Annotated in this window: 10 protein-coding genes and 1 pseudogene; 2 read left to right on the top strand and 9 right to left on the bottom strand. The window is 67.0% G+C overall.

All coding sequences use genetic code 11. The features are described from left to right. Positions 1-11: 11 nt before the first annotated feature. The 4 genes from LMQ14_RS08515 to LMQ14_RS08500 form a co-directional block, all read right to left on the bottom strand. A complete protein-coding gene (locus LMQ14_RS08515) occupies positions 12-425 on the bottom strand; it encodes an acyl-CoA thioesterase (protein ID WP_267734321.1) in 414 nt (137 codons plus the stop codon). After that, the gene (locus tag LMQ14_RS08510; protein WP_267734320.1) at positions 422-5251 is read right to left on the bottom strand and encodes an NAD-glutamate dehydrogenase; all 4830 of its coding nucleotides are present in this window, start codon (positions 5249-5251) and stop codon (positions 422-424) included. The genes LMQ14_RS08515 and LMQ14_RS08510 overlap by 4 nt, the downstream gene beginning before the upstream one ends. A gap of 102 nt (positions 5252-5353) precedes the next feature. Next, positions 5354-7030 (bottom strand): energy-dependent translational throttle protein EttA, encoded by a 1677-nt coding sequence (gene ettA, locus LMQ14_RS08505; RefSeq protein ID WP_267734319.1) that lies wholly within the window; start codon positions 7028-7030, stop codon positions 5354-5356. Between the two features lie 92 nt (positions 7031-7122). Next, on the bottom strand, positions 7123-7605 hold the full coding sequence (locus LMQ14_RS08500; RefSeq protein WP_267734318.1) for a single-stranded DNA-binding protein: 483 nt from the start codon (positions 7603-7605) through the stop codon (positions 7123-7125). 192 nt (positions 7606-7797) lie between these two features. On the opposite strand from LMQ14_RS08500, the pseudogene LMQ14_RS08495 reads away from it, so the two are divergent. Both LMQ14_RS08495 and LMQ14_RS08490 read left to right on the top strand, forming a co-directional pair. After that, a pseudogene (locus LMQ14_RS08495) lies at positions 7798-9044 on the top strand (HNH endonuclease signature motif containing protein). A gap of 143 nt (positions 9045-9187) precedes the next feature. Next, a complete protein-coding gene (locus LMQ14_RS08490; protein ID WP_267734317.1) occupies positions 9188-9919 on the top strand; it encodes a hypothetical protein in 732 nt (243 codons plus the stop codon). On the opposite strand, the gene LMQ14_RS08485 is transcribed toward LMQ14_RS08490, so the two are convergent. From LMQ14_RS08485 to LMQ14_RS08465, 5 genes are all read right to left on the bottom strand, one after another. Then, on the bottom strand, positions 9888-11948 hold the full coding sequence (locus LMQ14_RS08485) for a cytochrome c oxidase assembly protein (protein ID WP_267734316.1): 2061 nt from the start codon (positions 11946-11948) through the stop codon (positions 9888-9890). The two genes, LMQ14_RS08490 and LMQ14_RS08485, sit on opposite strands and share 32 nt — an antisense overlap. Before the next feature lie 37 nt (positions 11949-11985). After that, on the bottom strand, positions 11986-14340 hold the full coding sequence (locus LMQ14_RS08480; RefSeq protein ID WP_267734315.1) for a glycerol-3-phosphate 1-O-acyltransferase: 2355 nt from the start codon (positions 14338-14340) through the stop codon (positions 11986-11988). Beyond that, the gene (locus tag LMQ14_RS08475) at positions 14337-16094 is read right to left on the bottom strand and encodes an HAD-IB family hydrolase/lysophospholipid acyltransferase family protein (RefSeq protein ID WP_267734314.1); all 1758 of its coding nucleotides are present in this window, start codon (positions 16092-16094) and stop codon (positions 14337-14339) included. Before LMQ14_RS08475 ends, LMQ14_RS08480 begins: the two co-directional genes overlap by 4 nt. Further along, positions 16091-17563, bottom strand: coding sequence for a WS/DGAT/MGAT family O-acyltransferase (locus LMQ14_RS08470; protein WP_267734313.1), 1473 nt, complete (start codon positions 17561-17563; stop codon positions 16091-16093). The genes LMQ14_RS08475 and LMQ14_RS08470 overlap by 4 nt, the downstream gene beginning before the upstream one ends. 182 nt (positions 17564-17745) lie before the next feature. Further along, the gene (locus tag LMQ14_RS08465) at positions 17746-18993 is read right to left on the bottom strand and encodes an alpha/beta hydrolase (RefSeq protein ID WP_267734312.1); all 1248 of its coding nucleotides are present in this window, start codon (positions 18991-18993) and stop codon (positions 17746-17748) included. Between the last annotated feature and the right edge of the window lie 42 nt (positions 18994-19035).

Below are 19035 nucleotides of genomic sequence, written 5' to 3'. Positions count from 1 at the left end.
TCCGCGATCAGCTAGCGCAGCCACCGTTGCAAATACTCCCGATGCTGCGGCGAGAGTCGCACCAGCCGCTGCTCCTCGATGTGGACCGCAGCCAATTGCGACTCGGCGATGACGGCGGGCCTGGACTCCGGATCGGCGGCGACCGAACGCACCTCGTATCCCAGCGTGAAGTCGACCGTCCGCAGCTGCTTGGTCCAAATGGTCACCTGCAGCGGCGAATCCATCAGCCGCAACTGTGCCTTGTAGGTGACCCGCACGTCGGCGATCAGCAGCCCGATCTCCAAGATGTCGAGCTCGAAGGCCGGTTTGAGGAAGGGCACCCGCGCCTCTTCCAGCAGCGTGACCATTGTGGCGTGGTTGACGTGCTGGTACATGTCGATGTCCGACCAACGCACCGGCACCGGCGCGACATATCCGACCGTCACCCCGACGTCCCCCGCCCGCTGGTGCGGGTCATGCGGCGGATCTGTCGTGCGGCCACCGACAGCGTCGCGAGATCCTTCGCGCCGCTGGCATAGATCTCGGTGAGCGTACGCCGCGCCCGCTCCACCCGGGACGCGCTGATGTGCTCCCACTCCGCGATCTTCTCTTCCCCACTTTCGTCCGGCTCCCCCACTGCCAGCACGTCAAGACACAGCGACCGCAGCGACGCGTAGATGTCGTCACGAATCGCCAAGCGCGCCAACGAATGCCAGCGGTCGTACCGGGGCAGCGCGGATATCGCGGTGAGCAGGCCGTCGGTGCCCAGCCGGTCCATCAGCGCGAAGTACGTGTCCGCGACGTCGGCGGTTTCGGTCTCGGTGATGTCGGCGATGTCGATGATGTCGAGCAGGCTGAAGCGGTACAGGCCGGCGGCCACCAGGTAGGCCAGATCCTCGGGGGCCCCCTGCGCGGTGAACGCTGCGGCCTCCTGTTCGACGATGGCCTTGTCGTCACCGCGTAGCCACTCCGACATGCGCGGGGTCAGCGTTTTGACCTTGGCGGCGAACCGGTTGATCTCGGCGCCGACGGCCAGCGGCTGGGGACGGTAGTTGAGCAGCCAGCGTCCGGCGCGGTCGATCAGCCGTCGGGTATCCAGGGTCATCCGGTCCGACAGCGCGACCGGGATATCGGCCGCCCGGATGCCCCGCCAGATCTGGTCGATGCCAAAGATCGCGTCGGTGGCGACCCAGGTGCGCACCGCGTCGATGTGCGTGACGCCGACATCCTGGGTGATCCGGTAGGCATAGCTGATGCCGGCGGCGTCCACCATGTCGTTGATCAACATCGTCGTGACGATCTCGCGGCGCAGCTGGTGGGTACGGATCTCCGGGGTGAACCGTTCCCGCAATGGTGTTGGGAAATAACGGGGCAACCTCGACGCGAACACGTCCTGCTCGGTCAGTTCGGTGGTCAGCATATCCGCTTTGAGGAGCAGCTTGACGTGGGCCATCAGCGTGCAGAGCTCGGGAGAGGCCAGCCCGAGACCCGCTTCGGTGCGCCGCGCGATTTCCTTCTCCGACGGCAGCGCTTCCAGTTCGCGGTCGACCCCGTTTTCTTCGAGGAACTTGATCTGCATCGCGTGCACCGGGAGCAGGCTGGCGGCGTTGGCGCGGCTGGTGCCGATCAGGTCGTTCTGGTCCTCGTTGTCGGTGAGCACCAGTTTCGCGACCTCGTCGGTCATCGATTCCAGCAGCGCGCTGCGCTCGTCGACGTTGACCTTGCCGGCGGTGACCAGCGAGTCGATCAGGATCTTGATGTTGACCTCGTGGTCGGAGCAGTCCACACCGGCGGAGTTGTCCATCGCGTCGGTGTTGACCCGCCCACCCGCCAGGTCGAACTCGACGCGGCCCAGGGCCGTCACGCCGAGGTTGCCGCCCTCGCCGATCACCTTGGCGCGCAACTGGTTTCCATTAACTCGAATCGGATCGTTGGCGCGGTCGCCGACATCGGCGTCGGACTCGGATTCGGCTTTGACATAGGTACCGATGCCGCCGTTGAACAGCAGATCCACCGGCGCGAGCAGGATCGCCTTCATCAGGTTGGGCGGGGCCATCTCGGTGACCTCGTCGCCGATCCCGAGTGCCAGGCGCACCTGCGGGCTGACCGGGATCGCCTTCTGCTCGCGGCTGTACACCCCGCCGCCCTCGCTGATCAACGACTTGTCGTAGTCCTCCCAGCTGGACCGCGGCAGGTCGAACATCCGCTGGCGTTCCGGCCACGTCGTCGCCGCGTCGGGGTCGGGATCCAAGAAGATGTGCCGGTGATCGAAGGCGGCGATCAATCTGATGTGCTTGCTCAACAGCATGCCGTTGCCGAACACGTCGCCGCTCATGTCACCGACGCCCACCACCGTGAAGTCCTCGGTCTGGGTGTCGACGCCCATCTCGCGGAAGTGTCGTTTGACGGCTTCCCAGGCGCCCTTGGCGGTGATGCCCATCGCCTTGTGGTCGTAGCCGACCGATCCGCCGGAGGCGAAGGCGTCGCCCAGCCAGAATCCGTAGGACTTGGCGACATCGTTGGCGATGTCGGAGAAGGTCGCGGTGCCTTTGTCCGCGGCGACCACCAGGTACGCATCGTCGCCGTCGCGGCGTATCACTTGCGGTGGCGGGCTGACCTTTCCGGTTGAGTGGTCGACATTGTCGGTGACGTCGAGCAACCCGGAGATGAAGAGCTGATAGCAGGCGACGCCTTCGGTGCGGGTCGCGTCGCGGTCGACGCCCGCGTCGCCGGTGGGCAGTGGCGGTCGCTTGAGGACGAATCCACCCTTGGCCCCGACCGGGACGATCACGGCGTTCTTGACCGCCTGCGCCTTCACCAGGCCCAGGATCTCGGTGCGGAAGTCGTCGCGCCGGTCCGACCAGCGCAGCCCGCCGCGGGCCACCGGGCCGAACCGCAGGTGTACGCCCTCGACGCGCGGTGAGTAGATGAAGATCTCGTACTTGGGCCGCGGCAGCGGAAGCTCGTCGACCAGCTGGGCATCCAGCTTGATCGCCAACACGTTGCGGGCCCGGGCCGAACTCTGGCGTGTCACAAAGTAATTGGTGCGCAAGGTGGCCTGCACCAGCGATGCGAAGGCACGCAGGATGCGGTCGGTGTCCAGACTGACCAGCGCGTCAATGTCCGTCGCGACCGCGGCGGCCGCCGCTTGGGCGTCGCTCGCCGCCGAACCCGCGGTACTGGGATCGAAAAGCGCTTCAAACAACCGCACCAGCGATCGCGCGGTCGAGGGGTGCTCGTTGAGCACCGATTCGATGTAGGACTGACTGTAGGGAAAGTTGGCCTGCCGCAAGTACTTTGCGTAGGCGCGCAGCAGCACGACCTGCTGCCAGCTCAGCCCGGCACGCATCACCAGCTCGTTGAACCGGTCGACTTCGACCCGGCCGTGCCAGATCGCGGTGACCGCCTCGGCGAAACGTTCCGCCGTCGCGTCGCGCTCGGCTTGCGTTTGCGCCAGCTGGATGGTCGGGTGCGGTGAGATCCGGAACTGATAGACCCACACCGGCAATCCGTCCGGCCGCACGACCGTGAACGGACGCTCCTCGAGCACGACGACACCCATGCTCTGCAGCATCGGCAGCAGCTGGCTCAGCGAGGCGCTGTGTCCGCCCAGGAACCAGGTCAGCTGCGCGGTTTCCTCGCCGCGATCGGTGAACACCAGCTTGACCGAATCATCGGTCAGCTCCTTGATGATGGCGATGTGGCCCATCGCATCGTCGGGAGTCAGCGCCGACTTGTAGGTCTCGGAGAAGGCGTCGGCGTAGTGCTCGGCGTCGGCGTGCGAGATCCCGCCGGCGGGCGCGGCGGCGACGAGCCGGTCGGACCAGGTGCGCGCGGCCTCACTGACCAGCGCCTGGATTCGCATCCGGTTCGTTTCGGAGACGTCGACCGGGCCCGCATCTTCGGGCAGTCTCACCATGAAATGCATGAGCGCCCAAGGTGATTCACTGACCCGCGCGGTGAATTCCAGTCGCGTGCCGCCGAATTCGCGAACCAGGATGTCCTCGATCTGCAACCGCACGGCGGTGGTGTAGCGATCGCGGGGCACATACACCAGGCAGGAGACGAAGTAGCGCAGCCGGTCGGCCCGCACGAACAACAACGCTCGCCGTTGGGATCCCAGATCCACCACGGCCTTGGCCATCGTGAAAAGCCGTTCGCCGCTGAGGGTGAACAGTTCCGAACGCGGGACGGTCTGGATCACGTCGAGGATCAACTGAGCCGGGTGGACGGGGTCGTTGTCGGCCATCGCCAGCGCCTCGCGGACCCGGCGCGAGATCGACGGGATCTCCAGGACATCGGCGTTCATCGCGGCGACGGTGAACAGCCCGACGAAGCGATGCTCGATCACGCCGCCGTCGACGTACTCCCGCACCCCGATGGCATAGGGGTAGGCCCCGTAGCGCAGGTAGCTGCCGACGGTGGCCTGGGCCAGGACCAGAAGTTTGTCGTCGTCGGCCAGCCGCGGTCGCGAGCCGGTGCGGCCGCGCAGCACGCCGAGATCGCTCGTCCCGTCGCCGGAGACCAGACCGTCATGCACCCGGCAACGCTGGTAGCCCAGCAGCAGGAAATGTCCGTCACCCAGCCAGCGCAGCAGCGCCGCGACATCCTCGCGGTCGGGCGCGGTGAAGCGCCCGCCGGTGTTGATTTCGACATCTGCGGCCAGGTTGCTCAAGGCGGCGATGATCGCGGCCGCGTCGGCGGCCACCTGTCGGACGTCGCTGAGGACCCTGGGCAGCACCCGTTCGACCTCGGCGAGCGCCTTGGTATCGACGGAGGGCACGAACTGGATGTGGATCCAGGCCTCACCGACGTATTGCGCAGTCCCGGGCGCCTTGGGTTCGATGCTGAGCAACTCCCCCGACGGGCTGCGGCGCACGTCGAACACCGGGGTCATCAGCGCGGTGTAGGAGACGCCGAGCCGGTGCAGCAGCACCGTGACGGAGTCCATCAGCATGCCGCCGTGGTCGGTGACGACCTGCAGCGCAGGCCCGAAGCCCGCGGGATCCTCGGGCGGGTAGACCGCGACGCAGCTCTCGCCGGGCGGCCGGTGCGCGCCGAGTCGGTAGTGCGCGCTCAGCAACGCCGGGGTGAGGATGGCGGCCGGGATGTTCAGATCGATGACGCCGGTTTCGAGGGTCCCGGGTTCTTTGTCGTGGGGGCCGCGATAGGTCTCGATATAGGCCTTCGAGATCCAATCGGGAACGTCCGACATCGCGGTGAACGCGGTCCACGGCGTAGTTTCCTGCTTCGGTCCCGAACCGATCGTCATGCCGCTAGCTCCCTACTCAGGACGGATGGCATTACGTCAGTCGCCGCACATCTCGGCGACCGTTCGGGCCGCGTCGTTGCGGGGCAGCTGGCAACGCTGAGACTAGTCCCGCGTCAGCTTGCGATGCGTCACCCGGTGCGGCCTGGCGGCGTCGGCGCCAAGTCGTTCCACTTTGTTTTCCTCATATGCACCGAAGTTGCCTTCGAACCAGAACCACTTGGCCTCGTTGTCGTCGTCGCCCTCCCACGACAGGATGTGCGTGCAGGTGCGGTCGAGGAACCAGCGGTCGTGCGAGATCACCACCGCGCAGCCGGGGAATTGTTCGAGGGCGTTCTCCAGCGAACCCAACGTTTCGACGTCGAGATCGTTGGTCGGCTCGTCGAGCAGGATCAGGTTGCCGCCCTGCTTGAGGGTCAGCGCGAGATTGAGCCGGTTGCGCTCGCCACCGGACAGCACACCGGCCGGTTTCTGCTGGTCGGGGCCCTTGAATCCGAACGCCGACACGTAGGCCCGCGACGGCACCTCGGTCTGGCCGACGACGATGTGGTCCAGGCCGTCGGAGACGACCTCCCACACGTTCTTCTTGGGGTCGATGCCCGCGCGGCTCTGATCGACGTAGCTGAGCTTGACGGTGTCGCCGACCTTGACGGTTCCGCTGTCCGGCTCCTCGAGCCCGACGATGGTCTTGAACAGCGTTGTCTTGCCGACACCGTTGGGGCCGATGACGCCGACGATGCCGTTGCGGGGCAGCGTGAAGGACAGGTCCTTGATCAGCGTGCGGCCGTCGTAGCCCTTGTCGAGGTGATCGACCTCGACCACCACATTGCCCAGCCGGGGCCCGACCGGGATCTGGATTTCCTCGAAGTCGAGCTTGCGGGTCTTCTCCGCCTCAGCGGCCATCTCCTCGTACCGACCGAGGCGGGCCTTGCTCTTGGCCTGCCGGGCCTTAGCGCCCGAGCGCACCCACGCGAGCTCTTCCTTCAGCCGCTTCTGCAGCTTCTGGTCCTTCTTCCCCTGGACCTCCAACCGCTCGGCCTTCTTCTCCAGGTAGGTCGAGTAGTTGCCCTCGTACGGGTAGGCACGGCCGCGGTCGAGTTCCAGGATCCATTCGGCGACGTTGTCCAGGAAGTAGCGGTCGTGGGTGACGGCCAGGATCGCGCCCGGGTAGCTGGCCAGGTGCTGTTCGAGCCACTGCACACTCTCGGCGTCCAGGTGGTTGGTCGGCTCGTCGAGCAGCAGCAGGTCGGGTTTGGAGAGCAGCAGCTTGCACAGCGCCACCCGGCGGCGCTCACCACCGGACAGGTTGGTCACCGGCTCGTCGGGCGGCGGGCAGCGCAGCGCATCCATCGCCTGCTCCAGCTGCGAGTCGAGGTCCCACGCGTCGGCGTGGTCCAGGTCCTCTTGCAGCCGGCCCATCTCCTCCATCAGCTCATCGGAGTAGTCGGTGGCCATCAGTTCGGCGACCTCGTTGAAGCGGTCGAGCTTGACCTTGATCTCGCCCAAGCCCTCTTCCACGTTGCCGCGAACGGTCTTCTCCTCGTTCAGCGGCGGCTCCTGTTGCAGGATGCCGACCGTGGCGCCGGTGGCCAGGAACGCCTCGCCGTTGTTGGCCTTGTCCAGGCCGGCCATGATCCGCAAGACGCTCGACTTACCGGCGCCGTTGGGGCCGACGACACCGATCTTGGCGCCCGGAAAGAAGCTCAGCGTGACATCGTCCAGGATGACCTTGTCGCCGTGCGCCTTGCGGACCTTTTTCATCGTGTAGATGAACTCAGCCATGCCGCGGTTTTGCCTTTCTGGTCTTTGAGAATGATCTCGCGGACCATCCTAGGCATCACCGAACAGTGCCGACCCGACGCCCGACCCGTCAGCTAAGCCGACAGCGATAGCGGGCTGGGCTCCTCGGCGTCGTCGCCGGGTTCGACCGGGTCATCGTCGGCTGCCGGCTGAGCTCCGCTTCCCGCGACCACCGTCGCCGGTTCCGCATCGGGACCGGTGTAGCCGGGTTTCTCGACGCGCACGATCGCGCGCGAGACATCGGGGCCCACGGACGTCGCGCGCATCTCCAGCGACGACCGGCGATTTCCGTCGCGGTCCTCGTACTCGCTGGTGTAGACGTAGCCCACCACGATCACCGGTGCGCCCTTGCCCAGTGCGGCGCCGACGCCGGTGACCAACTTGCCCCAGCAATTGACATTGATGAACAGCGAGTTCCCCGGCTCCCAACCGCCGTCGGCGGTCCGGCGGCGCGAATTGCTGGCTACTCGAAACTTCATGACCTCCTGACTTCCGACCTGCCGACGCTCGGGATTGTTGACGATGTGGCCGACCACGGTCAGCGGTGTTTCGAACATGACTTGGTTCCTTTCGTATGGCGCGTAACTGATGCCCATTCAGCTCGCCGGCACCGACGAGTTGCCGGCCACGCGGTCGGTTATCGACGGTTTTCGCGGCGCGCCTGTGCAGAAAGTCGCGACTGGGGATAAGCCGCAAGGAGCCGTACGCGGCGGCCAAGATTTGTCGTACCTGGCTGCGACGATGGCGTTATGTCTTCGACCGCATTCTCTCCGGCGACGGTGAGCCCTGCTGAGCGTGTGGAGGCGTTGTTCGAGGAGTTAGCGGAGTTGGCGGGTCAGCGCAACGCGATCGACGGGCGCATCGTGGAGATCGTCGCCGAGCTCGACCGCGACGAGCTGTGCGGCGCGACCGGTGCACGGTCGGTGGCAGCGTTGGTGGCGTGGAAACTTGGCTCGTCGTCGGGAAATGCGCACACGATCGCCACAGTGGCGCGCCGGTGGGCGGAGTTTCCCCGCTGTACCCAGGGCATGCGAGAAGGTCGGCTGTCACTGGATCAGGTCGGCGTCATCGCCGCAGGGGCGGGCGAGGGATCGGATGCGCACTACGCCCAGCTGGCGGGCTCCGCCACGGTTAACCAGCTGCGTACCGCGGTCAAGCTGGAACCGCGACCGAACCCGACTCTCGGCCGCAGCCGCAGCCCTCGATCACCAAGACCTCCGACGAGGAGTTCACGTGTTGGCGGATCCGGCTTCCGCACCTGGACGCGGCGACGTTCGACGCGGCGTTGGCCGCGCATCGGGAGGCGCTGATCGCCGAGTGGAAACACGACCACGACAATGGCGACGGCCCATCAGATCAGCCGCGCCCGTTCCCGAACGCCACCGACGCATTCATGCGCCTGGTCGAGACGGGGTGGGACGCCGAGGCGGCCCGCCGACCCCACGGGCAGCACACCACCGTGGTGGTCCACGTCGACGTGGCCCAGCGCGCCGCCGCACTGCATCTGGGTCCGCTGCTCACCGACGCCGAACGCCGATACCTGAGCTGTGATGCCACCTGTGAAGTCTGGTTCGAACGCGACGGCGAGGTCATCGGCGCCGGGCGAACGACCCGCGTGATCAACCGGCGGCTTCGCCGCGCCCTCGAGCACCGCCACCGAACGTGCGCGGTCCCCGGCTGTGGCGCCACCCGCGGTCTCCACGCACACCACATCCGCCACTGGGAAGACGGCGGCCCCACCGAGTTGTCCAACCTGGTCTTGGTCTGCCCCTACCACCACCGGCTGCACCACCGCGGCGTCATCACCATCACCGGAACCGCCGACGAGCTCATCGTCACCGACAGCTCCGGCCGATTACTGAGCCCGGGATCGCTGGCGCGCCCACCAACGCAACCCCCGCCCGACGTCCCACCATGCCCCGGGCCCACCGGCGAACGCGCCAACTGGTGGTGGTACCAACCGTTCCAACCGCGACCGTCACCAACAACCAACTAGGCTCGTTGCCGGCCCGCCCAAGCACCAGCACCGGTTCGAAGCCCGCACGGGTTGGGAAATCAAGACATACGCACCGAAGCACCCGGCGGCCCAGACCGCGGGATTACTCTCCGGCCGCGGCGCGTCGAATTTATGGTGGACGTGTGGTTGGGATCGGCGCCTTGGAAGCCGTCGATGATCTGCGTCCCGCGCGATGGCTGATTGACGACCTGCGCAGCTTTGCGGAGAACGTGGGGTCGCTCGTTCCGGCCGGCTTCGAGGCCTACGCCCGCGTGTTCCACCCTGCCGCCATCGGCGGCGCCCCGGTGAGCTGGGCCCAGGTTGCCCGCGCCAACCGCAAATTGGTACACCCGCAGATGCAATTCACCCGGCTGCTCGGTTGCGCGTCGCGGTTCGACTCGAGATACCGCCCCCGGCAATCCGGCGTCTTCGACGCAGCACCGAAGGTTGGGACACTCTCCCCCGATGTCACCGCTCAGCTGACCCCTTCCCTCGCGAGATACACCGCGACCGTGGACCATTGCTGGTTTGCCGTATGGGATGGCTTTGGCGGCCTCGACCCCGCCTTCCACGACCGGCCGACGTTTCCACTGCCCCACCGGAACTACCACCTGGCGCGCGGTCCGCTCGCGGCGGCCGTCCAGTCGGTGGAGTCGTTTGGCCACCGGTCTGCCAACCTGTGGTGGCCCGACGACCACAGCTGGTGCGTGGCCACCGAAATCGACCTCGACAGCACCTATCTCGGGGCCGCGGAGGCGTGCATCGAGGAGCTGCTGGCGAATCCCCAACTGGAAGCGGCGCGACTAGACCGGACCGCAGGCATCACCGCCGAGAGCGACACCCTCAACCCGGTTTGCGAACCTCCCCCGGGATAGCCGACCCGGCCGCGGGTCCCTGGGACGCCGGTCTCGGCCCGCGGGCCATTTCGGCCAGCATCGCGTTGTACGCGGTCAGGTCGGCGTCGTCATCGCGGTCGGCCGCCCGGTCTAAACGCCGCGCGGTGCGCGCGTCGCTGCGTGCCCACTGCACGAGCAGCGCGAGCATCACGATGACGAGCGGCACTTCGCCTGCTGCCCAAGCGATTCCGCCGCCCAGGTGTTGGTCGCCCAGCAGGTCGGTATGCCAACTCAAGCCCAGCGACCGGTAGTAGGCCTCGCCCAACACCGTTGGCGTGCCCATCAATTCCACACCGAAGAACGCGTGCATGGGTAGCGACGCGAACACCACGCCCACCTTGGCCAGCGGCGGGATGGGCCGCGGCGTCGGATCGACGCCGATCACCACCCAGTAGAAGAGGTAGCCGCTGACCAGGAAGTGCACGTTCATCGCCAGATGCCCGGCGTGGCTGGCGACCGCGTCGTCGAACAAGGACGTGAAGTACAGGCCGTAGAAGCCCGCGACGAAGAGCACCGTGGCGACGATCGGATTGGTCAGGATGCGGGACACCCGGCTGTGCAGGGCGGCCAGCAGCCACTCCCGCATGGCCGGCGGGTCGTCGCGGCCGGCGGCGGGCAGCGCCCGCAGCGCGAGGCTGACCGGCGCGCCCAGCACCAGCAGGATCGGGGTCAGCATCGACAACCCCATGTGCGCGGCCATATGCATGCTGAACATCGCCGGCATGTAGCGGCCCACCCCGGACGACGTCACGAACAGCAATGTCAGGCAGCCCAACAACCAGGCCACGACCCGGCCGGACGGCCAGTGATCGCCGCGGCGGCGCAGCCGCAGCACCCCCGCGATATACAGCGCGGCCAAAATGATTGCGGCCGTGCCGAAGACCAGATCGAAACGCCAGTCGAACAGGATGCGCGCCAGGGTCGGCGGGCCATCGAAGTCATAACCGATCTCGGCCTCGGGAATCGACGGCAGCCGGATCGGCGGTGGCGGCGGCGGGGTGCGGCCGAGCCCGACGGCGATACCGAACGTCACACCGAACAGCGCCGCCTCGACGAGCGCCAGCCGGATCAATCCGCTGCGCGCGGTGGGATTACGTTGCAACGCAACGACTCCGGCGCGCCGCTGACGCCAGCCCAGGACGCCCAGCGCGCACAGCGCGACGAACTTGGCCAGCACCAGCCGCCCGTATGTGGTGGTCAGCAGGTCCGACGGCAACACTCGCACCAGGGCGTTGAGCACGCCGCTGAGCGCCATCGCGACCCAGCACCACAACGCGATCGTCGAGAACCGCCGCGCCGCCAGGGCGAGGTGGTCGCCGCCGCGCAGCGCGTGCGCCAGCACCGCCAGCAGCCCACCGGCCCACAGGCTGGCGGCGACGAGGTGGATCAGCAGGCTGTTGGTGGCCAGGTCATGCGAACCGCCGGCCGACGAGTGGCCCGTCAGCCCCAGCGGGATCAGGGTGACCAGCGAGCCGGCCAGCAGCAGCGGCGTCCACGACCAGCGCAGCACCGCCAAGCTGGCCAGCGTGACGCCGGCGGCCAGGAACGCCGTCCAGCGCCACGAGGAGGCGGTGCTGACCAGGCTGGCCAGCGACCAGAGCCGCACCGGGTTGAGCATCTCGGCCAACCGGTGCCCGGACACATCGGAAATGGTCAGCGGGATCAGCAGGACGGCACACACCGCCCACACGCCCGACGCGGCCGTCCCCAGCCGAAGCGCCCGGTACCCACCGGCATCGAGCACACCGGATTTCTGCGGCGGTACCAGGAAGGCCGCGCACAGGAACGACCCCACGGCCAGCACCGCGGCGATCTCACCCGCCGCCCGGACGAACGGCAGGCCCAGGGTCGTCGCCGGGCCCGGATTGGGCAGTCCGGTGGCGGTCAGCGCATCGGCCAGCGACAACGCCCCGATCCCGGCGGCCGTGCAGCCGGCCAGCACCGCGACGCCGGTAAGCAGCGGCCACACCAGCTCTCTGGCCTTGGCTGCGGATTGGCCAACCGTCATACGTCCAGGGTATGGGCGGGGGCCCGCAAAGCCCGCGCTACCCGGCTTGGCGTGCGGCGCGCTCCTGGCGCGCTTGGTATTCGCGGGCGATGAATTGATTGCGCGCGATTTGCTCGACGTAGCTGAAATCCCGCAGAATCGCCCGCAATTCCTGCCGGAAGGCGACGCGGCGTTCGGTCAGATCCGCCGCCGGTGCGATCAGATCCTGATCGGCAACGACCTGACGCGCGGTGGCGAAGAGCAATGTCGACACCGATTCGCTGCTGCGCACCCGGGTCTGCGCCACGTATTGCTGCCCGACGCCGAGCGCCAACTCGGTGAGTTCCTTTTGCCCGATGTCTGCCGGCGCATCGCGCAGCACGTCGGCGACGATCTCGTAGGCCTCGAAGAACACCCGCAGCATCGCGTCGGACATCAACGGCCGCTTGGCAAACAGCATCGCGTCGATCTCCTCTCCGCCGGCGGCGACGTGAGCCTCCCAGTCGTCGTGCCACGCCATCTCTTCGGCGATGTTGTCGCGGAATGCCGCCGAATCGGCGAAGTAGAAGTCGAATTTCAGCAGATCGCGCAACCGCATCGCCTGCGCCCAGAACGCCTGCATGCGGTCGCCTTCGGTGTGCCGCGCATGCGCCAGGGCGAGTTCGACGATCGAGGTCTCCAGGAAGGCATGGATCACCGAGTTCCGGTAGAACGCCGCGGCGTGCTCCTTGTCGGGCGCAATCACCCACACCGGCTCGCGTCCACCGTCGACCCGGGTGATCGGATGCCCGTTGGACAGTGCATCGACGGCGGCGCGTACACCGTCGCGGGTGCGCAGCCGCAGCGCGCTCGTCGACACCGGGGTGTTCTTGCGGTCCAGGTAGTCCAGTGAGTCCTGCAACGTGTGGTGCAGCTGGTCGAGCGTCAAGGCCGCCCCGCGAGTGGTGAGCAGCAAGGCGCACACCAAACCCGTCGCCGTCACCGGGGTCGCGCGCAGGATTCGCCATGCGACTTCGAACGACATCTTCTGCAGCGCAAGCCGTTTAGCGTCGTCGTCCTGGGCCAGCGGGCCGTGCGGCGGGCCGAGGTACTGCCGCATCGAGACCGCTTCGGGGAATCGGACGTAGATCTTGCCGTAATTGCGTTCGCCCTGAGCCTTGATGAAGTTGTACAGCCACAGCACGCCCTCGGGTGTCTTCTCTCCGCCGCGGGCGTAGGCAGCGTATTCGGCCGTCTCGTGCAGCTGGTCGAATCCGATCGAAACCGGTTGCAGCAGAATGTCTTCGCTGCGTCCGTCCAGATATGCGTTGGCCACGTACGACATCAGGCCGAGCTTGGGGGGCAGCATCTTGCCGGTGCGCGAGCGAGTGCCCTCGATGGACCAGCTCAGGTTGAAGCGCTTTTCGACGATGTAGCCGACGTATTCGCGCAGGACGTACTTGTAGAGCGGATTATCGGCGATGTCGCGGCGGATGAAGATGACGCCGGAACGACGCAACAGCGGGCCCATCAATCCGAACGACAGATTGATTCCGGCGAACACGTGCACCGGCGGCAACCGGTTTTCCTGCATCGCCACCGGCACCACCGCGCCGTCGATGTAGGACCGGTGCGAGAACAGCAGCACCGCCGGATGAACCTCCAGCCCGGTGCGCATCGCCGCGATCTGGAACGCGTCGTAGTCGATCTCGGGTTCGAATCCGCGGCAAATCGCCCTGGCCAGAACGGAAACCAGGTCGACGGACACCCGGCTCCAGCCGGTGGCCAATTCGTCGAGCATCTTGCCCGCCTCGTCGACGCCGGCGCCCGGAATCTTCTTCAGTCCCGCGCGAAACCGCGCGGACGCCAAGATCTCCGGCTTGAGCAGTCGCGGCGATTTATACTGCGGCCCGAGAATTCGATACTCGGCCCGCTCTAACGCCAAAAGGGCACGGCGCGTGACAAACTGGGCGAAATCACGCTCGTCCTCGCCGACGGTGGTGTCGCACCACTGCTGGCGGAGTTCGGACACCTTGGCCGCCTCGCCGGCCACCACCCGGGCCCGGTGGCGATCCCGACTGAGGATGTGGCGCTGCCGACGTTGGTTGGGGTGGTAGGGATCCCAGCCGGGAAGCAGCCCGGCCAGCTTCGCCGCCCGGCCGCGGTCCGGTGCCGGTAGCCAGAACACGCGCGCCGGCACGATCGAGCGGTCCTCTCCGGACTCGAGTTGGTCAACAAGAAGGTTCAGCGCCGTCGGCGGGGCATCGCCGGAGGGTAGTTTGAGCACATCGAACTTCACATCCGGGTTCCGGGCTCGCTGCTGGCCCAGCCAATCCATCACCAGCTGCGTTTCGACGCCGGACTCCATGGACGCCAACACCAGCGAATCTTGCGCGGTCAAGACCGCGCTGGTGTTTGCGGCCGGTTGTGTCACGTGCGCCCTCGGGGCCGAGACGTCGACTCGCCACTGCCGGGCTGCTCCGCACCGGGCTGGCGCGCCTCACCGTCGCTGGGCGAGGACTCACTTGAATTCGGCTGCGGTGGCTGCGATTTGGCCGGAGCCTTGGCTTTGGCCGCAGCCTTTCGAGGCGCGACCTTTTTCGCAGCGGCCTTCTTCGCCGGGGCTTTAGTCGCCGCGGCCTTGGCAGCGGGCTTGGCCCGGGCCTTCTTGGCCGGCTTCTTCTCGGCGTACAGGTCGCCCTCGGGCAACTCGTCTTCGGGCCAGTTGGCCAAGGTGTCCAGATACAGCTGACGCACCTCGGCGATGTGGTCGGGCAGCGTCTCGACTGTCCAGTCCGTTACCGGGATCGGCGGGAACACCGCGACATCGACGGTGCCGGGGTTGATCGTGGTGGAGTTTCGGGCGGCGACGATCTCCGCGTTGCGAATCACGATGGGCACGATCGGAATTCCCGCCGCCATCGCGATGCGGAACGGCCCCTTCTTGAACGGCCCGACTTCGGTGGTGTCGATCCGGGTGCCTTCGGGGGCGATCAGAATCGACAGGCCCTTCTTGGCGCGCTCCTCAACCTCGGCCATCGTCTCGAGCGCGGCGACCGGATCGTCCCGGTCGATGAACACCCCATCGGTCAGCTTGCCCAGTGTGCCGACGAGCGGGTCTTTTTTTAGCTCCTTTTTGCCGATCGCGATCCAGTTGTCGCGCACCAGCGCACCGGCGATGACCGGGTCAACCTGGTTGCGGTGGTTGAAGATAAACACCGCCGGACGTTGCGCGGTCAGATGCTCTTTGCCGATGACGTTCAAGCTCACGCCACTGGCTCCCAACAACGTCTGGGGGAAGGTCGAGGTGAAGAAATTCACCCCACGCCGGCGGCTGAGCGTCAGCAGTCCGACCCCGAGTGCACCGGCGGCGATCGGGATCATCGAACCGATGCCGGCCAGCGTGCGCACCTGCGGCCGGATGCCGACGCTGCCCCGGCTGCTGAATTCCAGCACCGGCCAACCCCGGCGTTTGGCCACGGCGGCCATCTTGCCTTCGGGGTTGGTGGGCCGCGGATTGCCCACCAGGTACATCAACGCGACGTCCTCGTCGCCGTCTGCGTAGAAGTAGCTGTCTTTCAGGTCGATGTCGTGTTCGGCCGCAAACCGTTGCACCGCATCGGCTTTGCCCGGCCCCCACAAAATCGGCTCGACGACCTCGCCGGTCAGCAGCCCGTCCTCATTGACCGCGAACTTGTTGGTGAGCGTGTTGGCGATCCCGAGGAAGCGGGCCACCGGATTGACCTGGATGGTCAGCGCCGACGAGCTGAGCACCACGGTGTGACCGCGGGCTACGTGGGCGCGCACCAGCTCGCGCATCTCCGGGTAGATCCGCGACTCGATCCGTTGGGCGAACAGCCGCTCGCCGATCTCGTCCAGGTCGGTCAGCATCCGGCCGCGCAGCGCCTCGGATGCCTTGCTGATCAGATCTTCGAACTCGAGGCGCCCGAGCCGATGGTTCAGACCGGCCTGAATCATGCTGAGCAACTCCCCCACGCCCATGTCTCGTTTGCGTAGGCGTTCCTGGGTGAGGATGACCGCGGTAAACCCCGCGACCAGCGTTCCGTCCATGTCGAAGAAGGCACCGACTTTGGGCCCGGGGGCGCTGGCACGGATCTCGGCGACCGAGCCGGGCAACCGCAAATCCTTTGGCGGCGTTGGCGTCTCGCGGTCTTTTGCGGCGCTCATGAGCCGGACACCGATTGGGCCACCGAATCGGTTTGCGCAGCGAACGATGCCGGCACCGCGTGCGGCGCCGGATCGCCGGCCAGCGCGAGAATCTCGTTGAAGCCCTCCAACAGGCATTGAGCGAACAAGGCTTCCTTTCGTACCGATGCTCGGTCGTACCGCACCGTGATGGTGCACCACCCGCCCCGCGAAATTAGCACCACCATCATCGCCACACCGGGCAGCGGGCCGATCCCGTACTGCCGCAATACCTTTGCGCCGGCGATGTAGGTGTCGCCCGGGTAAACGGGAACATTGCTGGCCTGGACGTCGGCGCCGACCACCGAGCCGGTGATTCCCTCCAGCACCGCGGTGGGGAGCACGCTGAGCACCGGCGCCATCGAGCCGATGATGTTCATCGCGGGTTCGTCGCGACGCTGCGTCATCTGGGCGCGGATCTTGCGCATCCGGGCCACCGGATCGCCAGCCCCCACGGGCGCCGACAGATTGACACCGGTGAACCGATTGCCGCCGGCGGTGTCCGCGTCGGCCCGCAGGCTGACCGGCACCGCCATCGGCAACGAGCCGATCGGGACGCCGAGTGCCTGGTGGTAGCGCTGCAAGGCGCCGCACAGACCGGCCAGATACGCGTCGTTGATCGATCCCCCGCCGGCTTTCGCGGCCTTGTGCAGATCGGCGAGCGGGATGTCGATCGCTTCGGAACGGGTGGCCAGACTGCGCCGGCGCAGCAACGGCGACGGCTCGGCCGCACGATTGACCACCCGGATGCCGGAAATGGCGTAGTTCACGATCCCCGACATCGTCGACACCGGTTCCAGCAGAACTCGCCCGGCCGCCGACACCGCTCCAGACAACGCACCCACGACACCGCCGATCAGGGCGACGGGCAGGTGGTTGAAGCCCTCGCGCATCAAATCGTTGGGTGACAGATCCTGCGGGACCGGCAGCGGCGGCGTCGGCCGAGCCGGTGGATCGCGCTCGAGGTCATAGATTTCGGCGAACATCTCGACACCCCCGACACCGTCGGTGACGGCGTGGCTGACGTGTAGCAACGTCGCGGCCTTGCCGTCGGGCAGACCCTCGACCAGGGTGGCCGTCCACAGCGGCCGCGAGATGTCCAGCGGCGACTGCAGGATCAGCTCGGCGAGATCGAATACCTCACGCAGCGTGCCGGGTTCGGACACGCGTACCCGCCGGACGTGGAAGTCCAGGTTGAAATCGGGGTCCACCACCCAGCGCGGATTGGCCGTCGGCAGCGTCGGCACGACAACCTTCTGCCGCAGCCGCAGCACCTTTCGCGACGCGTTTTCGAACCGAGTGCGGAACCGGTCCCAGTTCGGCGTCGTGTCGAGGAGTTCTAGCGCCATGATCCCGGACCGGGTCCGCGGATTCGCTTCGCCGCGATGCAGCAGATAGTCGACGGGCCCGAGCTCGTCGGACAATCCGGGAGCCCCCTCGGGCTCAGTCATGATCGCCCACCCGACGCGCCAACGTTGTCACCGCCGTCAAGCCTCCTGCCTCAGCTCCGCCAACCGGATAGCTCCACCAACGCTAGTCGCGTTGACCCGCTGGTGAAAGGCACGATTCAGTCGCTACGGCAGTGCAGCAAACCCGCGGATGAAACGTGTGGCAGGCAGTTGACCTGCGCAACTCAGCTTGCCGACGTCGCCGACAGCGGCCACGAATCGAGCAGTGAGGTGGCCCGGCGCCCGTAGACGATGCCCAGGAAATCTGCGACGGACTTGGCGGCCAGCCGCGACCGGGCCGTGGACAGGATGTCGAACGCGTGGTGGGCGTTGCCGAGCTCGGCGTACGTCACCAGCGGGGCCCCGGCGGCGCGCATCGCCGCGCAGAAGGTGCGGGCCTGCGTGCAGGGAACCAGTTCGTCCTTCTCGCCATGCAGCACGAAGAACGGGGGCGCATCGTCGTGCACGTAGTTGATCGGCGACGCCGCCGCGAACCGCTCGGGCGTGTCGGCGTATCGAGCGCGCATGACGAACTGCTCGAGGAACGGCAGCATCAGTTCGTGCATCACCTCGGCGTTGGTGAAGTCGTAAACGCCGTAGTAGGGCACCGCCGCCTGGACCGTGGTGTCGGCGTGTTCGAACCCGGGCTGAAACCGGGGGTCGTTCGGCGTCAGCGCGGCCAACGAGGCCAGGTGCCCGCCGGCCGATCCGCCGGTGATCGCGATGAAGCTGGGATCGCCGCCGTAGTCGGCGATGTTCTCGCGGACCCAGGCGATCGCCCGCTTCACGTCGATCAAGTGCGCCGGAAACGTGGACCGCGGACTCTTGCTGTAGTCGATCGACACGCAGATCCAGCCGAGTTCGACCATGCGGCTCATCAGCGTGTAGGCCTGGCCGCGTTTGCCGTTGACGGCCCACGCCCCGCCGGGGACCTGGATCAGCACCGGTGCACGGCGGCCCGGCGCCAGGTCATGCCGCCGCCAGATGTCGAGCAGGTTGTCGCGAGCGCTCGGACCGTACGAAATGTCGGATGTCTGTCCGGCATACCGCGCGTGCGGCCCGGGCCGGTGCAACAGCCCGCCGCGGGGTGCGCACTCGGATTCTTCGCAGGTCGGGTGGCTCACCAGGTCCGCATAGTCCGGCCCGAAGGATTCCTCGAGGGCCGCGGTGAGCGTTTGCTCGGCCCGCTGGCCGGCCCAGGACGCGCCGACGCGACCGATGGGGGGCGCCGATATCCGGGACAACGCATGCCCGGTCACCACATGCGGGGGAAATTCCGTGGACAACCAGCCGGCAAACCAGCCCAGGGCAAACGGCGATCCGCGCAGCAGCAGGCCGGCGGCCTTTGAGGCCCCTCTGGCATCCGCTACCAGGCGAAACGCTTGGGAACCTGCCCTCGCGTACCGCGCAGTCATGCTCATGGCCACGCCCATTGAAACGGTCTCCTCGACCTTGTGCACACGCCTCGTTGCGGT

This window comes from Mycobacterium sp. Aquia_213, assembly GCF_026625985.1.
Lineage (GTDB): Bacteria > Actinomycetota > Actinomycetes > Mycobacteriales > Mycobacteriaceae > Mycobacterium.
Note: the sequence above shows the minus strand (reverse complement) of the source record. Positions and strands in the feature narration are given on the sequence as shown.

Bases quoted from the DNA above. Each gene is read 5' to 3' on its own strand.
- LMQ14_RS08465 (WP_267734312.1), bottom strand. From the start codon at position 18,993: ATGGGCGTGGCCATGAGCATGACTGCGCGGTACGCGAGGGCAGGTTCC.
- LMQ14_RS08470 (WP_267734313.1), bottom strand. From the start codon at position 17,563: ATGACTGAGCCCGAGGGGGCTCCCGGATTGTCCGACGAGCTCGGGCCC.
- ettA (WP_267734319.1), bottom strand. From the start codon at position 7,030: ATGGCTGAGTTCATCTACACGATGAAAAAGGTCCGCAAGGCGCACGGC.
- LMQ14_RS08500 (WP_267734318.1), bottom strand. From the start codon at position 7,605: ATGTTCGAAACACCGCTGACCGTGGTCGGCCACATCGTCAACAATCCC.
- LMQ14_RS08485 (WP_267734316.1), bottom strand. From the start codon at position 11,948: ATGACGGTTGGCCAATCCGCAGCCAAGGCCAGAGAGCTGGTGTGGCCG.
- LMQ14_RS08475 (WP_267734314.1), bottom strand. From the start codon at position 16,094: ATGAGCGCCGCAAAAGACCGCGAGACGCCAACGCCGCCAAAGGATTTG.
- LMQ14_RS08510 (WP_267734320.1), bottom strand. From the start codon at position 5,251: ATGACGATCGGTTCGGGACCGAAGCAGGAAACTACGCCGTGGACCGCG.